Source organism: Moorena sp. SIO4G3 (assembly GCF_010692305.1).
GTDB classification, from domain to species: Bacteria; Cyanobacteriota; Cyanobacteriia; order Cyanobacteriales; family Coleofasciculaceae; genus Moorena; species Moorena producens_A.
Window position 1 is genome coordinate 1 of the sequence record NZ_JAAHIG010000178.1, and the last position, 8,729, is coordinate 8,729.

The 8,729-nt window shown below is 41.8% G+C and carries 12 protein-coding genes; 4 read left to right on the forward strand and 8 right to left on the reverse strand.

What is annotated here, in order from left to right:
• A partial coding sequence (locus F6J99_RS26000) for a thermonuclease family protein (protein ID WP_293116648.1) occupies window positions 1-244 on the forward strand: 244 nt, incomplete at its 5' end.
• 205 nt (window positions 245-449) lie between these two features.
• Here F6J99_RS26000 and F6J99_RS26005 read toward each other — a convergent pair.
• Entirely contained in the window at window positions 450-581 is a 132-nt protein-coding gene (locus F6J99_RS26005; protein WP_293116650.1) for a hypothetical protein, read from the reverse strand.
• A gap of 21 nt (window positions 582-602) precedes the next feature.
• Here F6J99_RS26005 and F6J99_RS26010 point away from each other — a divergent pair, with 21 nt between their 5' ends.
• Together F6J99_RS26010 and F6J99_RS26015 are read left to right on the forward strand one after the other, a co-directional pair.
• Window positions 603-1,445: an inositol monophosphatase family protein gene (locus tag F6J99_RS26010; protein ID WP_293116652.1), complete on the forward strand. Its 843-nt coding sequence runs from the start codon at window positions 603-605 to the stop codon at window positions 1,443-1,445.
• A gap of 91 nt (window positions 1,446-1,536) precedes the next feature.
• Entirely contained in the window at window positions 1,537-1,911 is a 375-nt protein-coding gene (locus F6J99_RS26015) for a Nif11-like leader peptide family natural product precursor (RefSeq protein ID WP_293058301.1), read from the forward strand.
• A 161-nt stretch (window positions 1,912-2,072) separates the two neighbouring features.
• On the opposite strand, the gene F6J99_RS26020 is transcribed toward F6J99_RS26015, so the two are convergent.
• From F6J99_RS26020 to F6J99_RS26040, 5 genes are all read right to left on the reverse strand, one after another.
• A complete protein-coding gene (locus F6J99_RS26020; protein WP_293116654.1) occupies window positions 2,073-3,077 on the reverse strand; it encodes a pentapeptide repeat-containing protein in 1,005 nt (334 codons plus the stop codon).
• Window positions 3,070-3,825 carry a hypothetical protein gene (locus tag F6J99_RS26025; protein WP_293116656.1) on the reverse strand — a complete coding sequence of 252 codons (756 nt, stop codon included), beginning with the start codon at window positions 3,823-3,825 and terminating at the stop codon, window positions 3,070-3,072. The genes F6J99_RS26020 and F6J99_RS26025 overlap by 8 nt, the downstream gene beginning before the upstream one ends.
• 131 nt (window positions 3,826-3,956) lie before the next feature.
• Entirely contained in the window at window positions 3,957-4,139 is a 183-nt protein-coding gene (locus F6J99_RS26030) for a hypothetical protein (protein WP_293116658.1), read from the reverse strand.
• A 273-nt stretch (window positions 4,140-4,412) separates the two neighbouring features.
• The gene (locus tag F6J99_RS26035) at window positions 4,413-5,324 is read right to left on the reverse strand and encodes an Rpn family recombination-promoting nuclease/putative transposase (protein WP_293116660.1); all 912 of its coding nucleotides are present in this window, start codon (window positions 5,322-5,324) and stop codon (window positions 4,413-4,415) included.
• 246 nt (window positions 5,325-5,570) lie between these two features.
• Window positions 5,571-5,720 (reverse strand): hypothetical protein, encoded by a 150-nt coding sequence (locus tag F6J99_RS26040; protein WP_293116662.1) that lies wholly within the window; start codon window positions 5,718-5,720, stop codon window positions 5,571-5,573.
• A 420-nt stretch (window positions 5,721-6,140) separates the two neighbouring features.
• On the opposite strand from F6J99_RS26040, the gene F6J99_RS26045 reads away from it, so the two are divergent.
• Window positions 6,141-6,545 carry an AIR synthase-related protein gene (locus F6J99_RS26045; RefSeq protein WP_229424163.1) on the forward strand — a complete coding sequence of 135 codons (405 nt, stop codon included), beginning with the start codon at window positions 6,141-6,143 and terminating at the stop codon, window positions 6,543-6,545.
• Window positions 6,546-6,615: 70 nt separating this feature from the next.
• On the opposite strand, the gene F6J99_RS26050 is transcribed toward F6J99_RS26045, so the two are convergent.
• Both F6J99_RS26050 and F6J99_RS26055 read right to left on the reverse strand, forming a co-directional pair.
• A complete protein-coding gene (locus tag F6J99_RS26050; RefSeq protein WP_293116664.1) occupies window positions 6,616-7,563 on the reverse strand; it encodes an Rpn family recombination-promoting nuclease/putative transposase in 948 nt (315 codons plus the stop codon).
• Between the two features lie 246 nt (window positions 7,564-7,809).
• A partial coding sequence (locus F6J99_RS26055; protein WP_293116666.1) for an Rpn family recombination-promoting nuclease/putative transposase occupies window positions 7,810-8,729 on the reverse strand: 920 nt, incomplete at its 5' end.

Here is an 8,729-nt window from a genome sequence, read left to right on the forward strand (position 1 = left end):
CGATGTAGAGGAACAAGACCGCTATAGTCGCTGGTTAGCCTATGTATGGATAGATGGTGTGTTGGTCAATGAGCAGTTGGTAGCTAAGGGCTGTGCCTTAGCGTCACCCCTAGCCCCCAATAACAAATATGATCAGAAAATGGCTCGTGCTCAAGAATACGCCAGAATTATGGGCTATGGGATTTGGAACCCAGATCAGCCTTTGCGCTTGACACCAGCAGAATTTCGCCGTCAAAATCCTTAGTGGTTATTAGTTATTAGTCATCAGCTATCAGCCATCAGTTTATGCGCTACGCGCACGCGTGCGCGTTCAGCTATCAGCTATCAGCTATCAGTTATCAGCTATCAGCTATCAGCTTTCGGCCTGTGGCCAAGCTACTTGAGGTGCTTATGGGTCAAGTCCCAGCGTCGTTCGCACAGCGTGGCCTTTGGCCAAAGCCTGTGCCACGCTAGTTGAAGTACTTTTGAATAAAATAAGCTGACAGCTGACCGCTGACCGCTGACCGCTGACCGCTGACCGCTGACCGCTGACTGCTGACCGCTGACTGCTGACCGCTGACCGCTGACTGCTTACAATTCATAAACTACAGGTTATCTGCTCAATGACAGAACATACCTCCGAACAACTACAAACTTTCCTTGATATTGCCGCTAAAGCTGCCACTGCTGCTGGTGATGTTTTGAAAACTTACTGGGGCAATCTCAAAACTGTAGAAGAGAAAGGACGTCCTGGAGATTTAGTCACTGCAGCTGATAAAGAAGCAGAAGCAGTAATCTTAGATATACTCAAAAATGATGTACCAGACCATTCGATTCTCGCAGAAGAATCCGGTCAACTGGGAGACAATCAAAGTGAATACCTATGGGCGATTGACCCCCTCGATGGTACTACTAATTATGCCCATCAATACCCCATTGCTGCTACCTCTGTGGGGTTGTTGATTGACGGCAAGCCTCAGGTGGGAGCAGTATATAATCCCTTTCGGGATGAGTTATTGTGTGCAGCTGTGGGCTTAGGCGCAACCTGCAATAGTCAGCCAATCAAGGTTTCCCAAGTATCTGACCTGGGTAAAAGCTTGTTAGTGACTGGATTTGCCTATGACCGGCGGCAGACTTCCGATAACAACTATGCCGAGTTCTGTTACCTGACTCATCTGACTCAAGGCGTTCGTCGTAGTGGTTCTGCATCCATCGATTTGTGTGATGTTGCTACTGGACGATTGGATGGCTATTGGGAACGAGGGCTTTCTCCTTGGGATATAGCTGCTGGCATCGTTATCCTAGAAGAAGCTGGTGGTAAAGTTACCGCTTATGATGGCAGTCCTATTGATATTAATTCTGGGCGGATTCTGGCAACTAATGCCAAGATTCACGACAGTCTCAGTGCTGCCTTGTTAGAGACACCACCTTTATCGTCTTGGCCTTTATCTTTTTCGAAAGAATAATAATTAATAATTGTCATTAATTATAATTGTAGATGTAAAGTCGATTAACTGGCGTCCATGAGTGACGCATTTTTTATAGCTAATATCTACAATGTCTACAATCTATACAGAAACTGTTGCTCAATTTTTCCATGCTATTTCTCAACAAGAGGATTTAAAACAGCAGCTAATAGCTACTAGAAATCCAGAAGAGGTAGTTAAGGTAGCACAGGATTACGATTTTAAGTTTACCGTAGCTGACTGGCAACAGTTTATCCAGGGGCATCACTCTAGTCAGCCTACCAGTGATACTTTTAAAAATGAAATAATAGGATTAGATGTTACAGAGGAACAGTTAGATGCTTGGTGGAAATTTGCTTGGGAAACAGGAGATATCAATCTGATCGGGTGGGTTTATGACAAGAGAGATGCTATCAATTGGGTGCAATTGCTAGATGAGTTTAAAGTGATTAAAAAAGACGATTAATTGTCAGCTTAAGCGCTAAGCGCACGCTACGCGAACAGCGGTCAGCGGTCAGCGGTCAGCGGTCAGGCGTTGGCCTTTGCCTGTTACCGTAGCGTGGGCGTAGCCCATAAACTGATAGCTGATAGCTGATAGCTGATAGCTGATAGCTGATAGCTGATAGCTCAAGATTCAATCACCCCATTAATCAGTAAAGCTGCCTTAGTTTTGTCTAAAATAACTTTTTCATAGGTTTTGATTGAGTCCTTATTAATGGGTGTAGCCATGAACCGATAGTGACTGGAGGTTGTTAGTTCATCAATCTTCAGGTTAGTCGCCATCGGGTCTTCTATCTGATACTCTTTCTCGAAGTAAAGTAAGCTAATTGTGGTCAGGTGTATTCGATCAGCAATAGCAGCAGCAAGCAAGCGATAAAAACGAGCTGCAAAACGAGGGTCTTGCTCTAGTTTATGGGTTAATTTAGCTCGATCAATTGACCACACAATGGAGTCTTCTAAAGCTTTAACTGTAGCGGAAGGGGGATGATCTTTCACAAAAGACATTTCTCCGACTACTTCACCGTTGGATAATCGAGCAATTTCCCGACTTTTCCAAGCTTCAACGGAAACGGTTAAGATGCCATCTAGGACAATGTAGAGGGCATTGATCGATTGTCCTTCATGAATCAAGACATGACCAGCTGGAATTTCTTTACTCTCCCCTGTGGCAATCATCCAATCTCGGTCACGGTCATTCAATTCATTCCAAGCCAGAAGCACTTCCGTGATACTAGGTTCCCATATCCCTCCTCGCTTGATCAGGTTATCCTTGGTCTGTTCAACCAGACCGGGATTTTTGCCAAACCGAGTTCCTTTGACTTGGGCATTACTGAGATTAGCATGGCTTAAGTTTGCTGAAATCAAGCTAGCCCCACTCAAGTCAGCACCACTCAAGTCAGCGCCACTCAAGTCAGTGCCACTGAGTTTAGCATCCCTTAAATCAGTATCACTTAAGTCAGCATGGCTGAGATTAAGACGACTGAGATTAACACCCCTAAGGTTAGCACCTGCAAAGTCACTAGTAATATCTAAACCAGCAACTTCTGCTAATTTCTTGAAATTCTTGGTCTTGGCTGCTCGAAAACCTTGGAGTGTCTTGATAATTTCCTGGCTTAATTCTTGATTAAACATCCTGCAATACCAACCGACTTACATAAGGTTTTAATTGGCGCTTGAGTAAAAATAAGACAATCTTTCGATCTAGGACTGCCCGTTCTTCTCGACTAATTTCTTGAAACCAGATTCCCTCCGCTTCATAAAGATGGACATTTTTCGGCAAAACTGTGAAAATCGCTTCGATATAACAGGGTTGATTGATATCTTGTTTGGTAATGCTGCCTAACCATATACTGCTGAGGGTTCCAGTTAATAATGGCTCACCACTTTTGGCCGCAAAAACCCAGGCTGGACTGGTTTCTCCACCTTTGGATGTGATCTGGTAATCCATGATGGTGAATTCATCAGTTTTTTCGTGATTGATATTTTTCCTGAGATTTAATTCTGTGCCTATGTTGAACTCAAATTGATTGGAAGTAGGGTCTAAACCCATGGACATCTTCTTGTCATGGTGAATTTGACTACCTTGCTTTGACCGTCGCTTTTTCTCTATGGAAACTTTAAAATCATCGTTGAAACCACGGTTAGAATAGGGAAGTTTGCCATTGGTTAAGTTCAGCCTTAGCTCTCCACCGGTTAGCCCAAGTTTGATGCTACCACCGGGTAGTTCTAAAAATTGATCATGAAAGTTTATCGTTAAAAGTAGGTCAATTTTATCTGGCTGAACGATAGTCCCCTCTAATTTCATGAACAGGCAATCTTCGTATTTATTCTCAATTTCAATAGTTTCAAGTTCTTTTGGCAAATCCTGCGTTATTACCATGCCCTCTGAAATTGGAATTATGAAGTTACTTTGATTAAAACCTAACATAATAATTTATATCTTTTTAATCTATGTTGATCAGAAATTAAGATTTACGAAAGCTATAATAATCCTGGATTTATTCCGAGAAATTACTTATAGCGGTGTTCAATTGGGAATCGGGAATCGGGAATCGGGAATCGGGAATCGGGAATCGGGAATCGGGAATCGGGAATCGGGAATCGGGAACAGTTGACCCGGTGGGTGGAATGGGCATCTTGCCCGTTATCAATATCTGGTCGAGCGGGCAGGATGCCCACTCTACTGCTATTCATTACTTGATTCAGCAACGCCAAAAGCCAAGCTAGCTAGCCACAGTTAATCCTGGTGGGCAAGGTGATTGGTCAACCCAAGCGCTCCAACCAATTTATTTCCCCTTGCCCACCCTACAAAACTGTGGTGCGTTACGGGACGGACTGTCCCAATACTGGCTACTGATAAAACCAGGGTGAGTCCGTCCCTAACACACCCTACCCAACTAAAAATTCATTATTCATTCTAAATTCTTCATTCTAAATTCTTCATTAGTCTATTGCCTTTTGACTTGTTCAGCGAAGCTTCCTGATTTCCTCTACAGGTATGCCAGTAGTTTGGCTAATGGTTTCATCATCCAAAAGAGGCAGAAGTTGGCGTGCAATTGCTTGGGCTTTTTCTTTCTCCCCTTCTTCTTTACCTTGTTTCATTCCTTCTTCTTTACCTTGTTTCATTCCTTCTTCTCTCCCTTGTTTCATTCCTTTTTCTCTCCCTTGTTTTTCAGCAAATAGAATCAGCCCTTGTTGGTCATGAATAAACATTTCTCGTTTTCCTAGTTCCTCCAACTCCTTCCTGGTTAAATTCGCCTGAGACGCAATCCCAAATGCCTGTTGAAACTCTGGTAGTTGTGCCATTTTATCTGGGACTGTATCTAAGGAAGGGGCATTTTTTAAAAAATACATCCACAACTCATCCAAATCTTCTAACTGCTCCAACTGCTTCTCAAACTTCGGTAACTCTACAAAAAATAATTGTAAGTAATTTTCTACGTAGCTGATGTTGGTACTTTTTTCTCGGAACTCAAAATGATTAATTACCTGATTATTCTCAGGAAACATAATAAAATCGGTAATGGTCAGAGCAATCACTGGTTTGAGATAACGGTAGCCTTCCCCTTTACCTAATTGTAGTGAGTAAGCTTTAGCTGCGTTATACAAAACTCGACGAGCAAAAGACTCTACCTGCAAAACCTGCATTTCAATAATCACTAGAGAACCATCCCTCAGCTTAGCTTTCACATCGAGGAAAGAGTCTTTGAGGATTGGCAGAGGAGAAGACTGATAAGGATCAATAATTTCTAAATCTTGGATGAGAGGTTGATTGTGATAGACAAGAGCATTGAGGAAGCTAATCAGAATCGGCTTACTTTCCTGGGAGGCAAAGATTTTTTTAAAGGCAAAGTCGGTTTTGGGGCTGATGAATTTCATGGCTGAGATTGGGCTGAGGGTTGGTTTACTCAAAAAAGTAGTAGACTACAACTATGATACAGCGGTTTGCAATTGCTGTTAGGTACAAATTGCTGGATTTTAGGGAGCAGGGAGCAGGGAGCAGGGAAGAGAGAAGAGGTAAGAGAGAAGAGGTAAGAGGGAAAAAAATCCTGTTGAGCTTACAGTCCCCATCTCCCCACCCTTCCCACACTTACTTTCTTTTTTACAACTATTATATCGACCCTACTACTCCTCTTCTTCCCTGATCCAACGCCAAATCAACAAGCAAAGATTCAACACTATGATTAGGTTTTCATCAAGGAACAAAGCTAGTAACTCCACAACGAACTCTATTAATAGCCAACGTTTTCGGTTGCGATTAGTCTTCTTGGTCATGGCCATGATTGTCAATATAAATGGTTATGACTTCTAGCCTATTGACTAAAAAAATAGGTGTATAGGAGTTTGATATAAAAATTTTGGACGGTATTGACTGGAAATTATGACTAAATAAAACTAGGCATTTTAATCAAATCAAATAGAAATTAATCAACTAAAATAGTCTAAAATAAAAACAAATAAAAGTTGGTGATTAGCTAACACAATTTCCAATCTACATGGCAGAATTTAAGTAAGCAAAAATTTAGCAAGTGGTTCGTTACGGGATGGACTTTCCCAACAATAGCTACCGATTAAATCAGAGTGAGCCTTTTGGTGGTGCGTTACGGGACGGACTTTGCCAACACTGACTACCAATAAAATCAAGGGGAGTCCGTCTTATCACGCACCCTACGCAACTGTGCTTCCCTTGCTGATTTGGTCCTAGACCTAACCCAAAGTGGGATCGAAATTCACTGTATGCGGGATCTGACTCGTGGTGGTTTGGCCAGTGCTTTAAACGAAATTGCCCTTGGGGCTAATCTTGGCATCCATATTGATGAAAGTCTGATTCCAGTCAAGGAAGATTTACAAGGAGCCTGTGAAATTCTGGGGTTCGATCCGCTTTATGTGGCCAATGAAGGTCGATTTGTGGTTATTTTACCGGAGCAAGAGTCACAAAAGGGTTTGGAGATTATGCGATCGCACTCCTTGGGAAAAGATGCTGGTTTAATTGGCAAGGTAACAGACGAGAATTCCAGTCTAGTCACTATGCAGAGTAAAATTGGTGCAACCAGGGTCGTGGATCTGTTAAGCGGTCAACAATTACCACGTATCTGCTAATAGGTCAGGTTGTGGGATATGAAAACTGGGCAATTCCAGGACTTCAAGGGGTATCAAGATGGGTAGGAGTTTATAAAGATTCAATCTCTTCCCGAGAAAGTTGGGTGATGTTCATAATAGTCTCCACATCTAAACCTTGTTCCCGGCAGGAACGTGCTATCGCTATTTTTTCTTCTTTTTTTCCTTGTTGGATACCTTGTTGAAGACCTTGTTCGATCCCCTCTTGTTTTCCTTGTTGGATACCTTTTTCCATACCTCGAATTTCTGCCTGTTCCACTTGCCATCTCGTCTCAAACTCTTGGGTACTGAGTATACTGGCTTCGTCACGCTTATTTTTTAGGTAACGCTCGTAAGCTGCTCTTTCTTGTTCTGATAAATTAGTGACTCGCAGCGCCTCCTTCGCTTCTTCTATTCCTTTGGCCGAAAATTCCGTTTTGATATCGCTGTTTTTGAGAAAATAAATCCATTCATCTAAGCTAGTTTTCGCTAATTCCTTAAAATTATTTACTTTCAGCAGGTAGTATTCTGGGAAGATATCTGCTACTTTGTTGATGTGAAATTTGAACTCCTGAGTTTTGGTCGGTTGCAGGATATCCCCAAGATTAGCCCCAACAAACTCTCCGCGATAGGAATAAATATAGTCATCCCCCATCCCCAAGTTAAAGTAGACTATATTAATTGAATATACTTTCTTAATTTCACCATACTCTTGACCTTTTCCTAAGTATTCGGTGACTAACTTAGACGCACCGTAGAGCATACGGTGGAAATAATCGTGTTGAGGGTTGTTTTGTACTTCAATCAGGACGAGCTCGCCATCAGTGGTTTCAGCGAGAATATCAACTCGGTTGGTTTTATCATCGAGTGTCTCTTGATTAGCTTCGCTTTCGAGAAGGGTTTTGATGGTAATATCGAAATGCAATAACTCGCTTAAAAACCCTTCCAAAACACCAAAGTTAGCTTTATTACGCAGCAGTTTTTTGATTGCCCAATCAAAGCGAATATGTGTGTCTGCCATGGTCTTGTGCTGGTGCTACTGTTCTCGATTATATCTAAATTTTACGCTGAGGATGCCCTGTGGCCACAGAACGGTGAATAGGGAAATCTTGAACGTCCTTGACCAAAATCTGGCCAGGGGAACCCTATTAAGGAAGAAAGAGTGAATGGTGAATGGTGAATGGTGAATGGTGAATGCAGAATAGTGAATGGTGAATGCAAAATGTATAATTACAAATTCTAAATTCTAAATTCTAAATTCTAAATTCTAAATTGATTCAATCTCTTCCCGAGAAAGTTGGGTGATTTTCATAATAGTCTCCACATCTAAACCTTGTTCCCTACAGGAACGGGCGATCGCTATTTTTTCTTCTTTTTTTCCTTGTTGAATACCTTCTTGTTTCCCTTGTTGGATACCTTTTTTCATACCTCGAATTTCTGCCTGTTCCACTTGCCATCTCGTCTCAAACTCTTGGGTACTGAGTATACTGGCTTCGTCACGCTTATTTTTTAGGTAACGCTCGTAAGCTGCTCTTTCTTGTTCTGATAAATTAGTGACTCGCAGCGCCTCCTTCGCTTCTTCTATTCCTTTGGCCGAAAATTCCGTTTTGATATCGCTGTTTTTGAGAAAATAAATCCATTCATCTAAGCTAGTTTTCGCTAATTCCTTAAAATTATTTACTTTCAGCAGGTAGTATTCTGGGAAGATATCTGCTACTTTGTTGATGTGAAATTTGAACTCCTGAGTTTTGGTCGGTTGCAGGATATCCCCAAGATTAGCCCCAACAAACTCTCCGCGATAGGAATAAATATAGTCATCCCCCATCCCCAAGTTAAAGTAGACTATATTAATTGAATATACTTTCTTAATTTCACCATACTCTTGACCTTTTCCTAAGTATTCGGTGACTAACTTAGACGCACCGTAGAGCATACGGTGGAAATAATCGTGTTGAGGGTTGTTTTGTACTTCAATCAGGACGAGCTCGCCATCAGTGGTTTCAGCGAGAATATCAACTCGGTTGGTTTTATCATCGAGTGTCTCTTGATTAGCTTCGCTTTCGAGAAGGGTTTTGATGGTAATATCGAAATGCAATAACTCGCTTAAAAACCCTTCCAAAACACCAAAGTTAGCTTTATTACGCAGCAGTTTTTTGATTGCCCAATCAAAGCGAATATGTGTGTCTG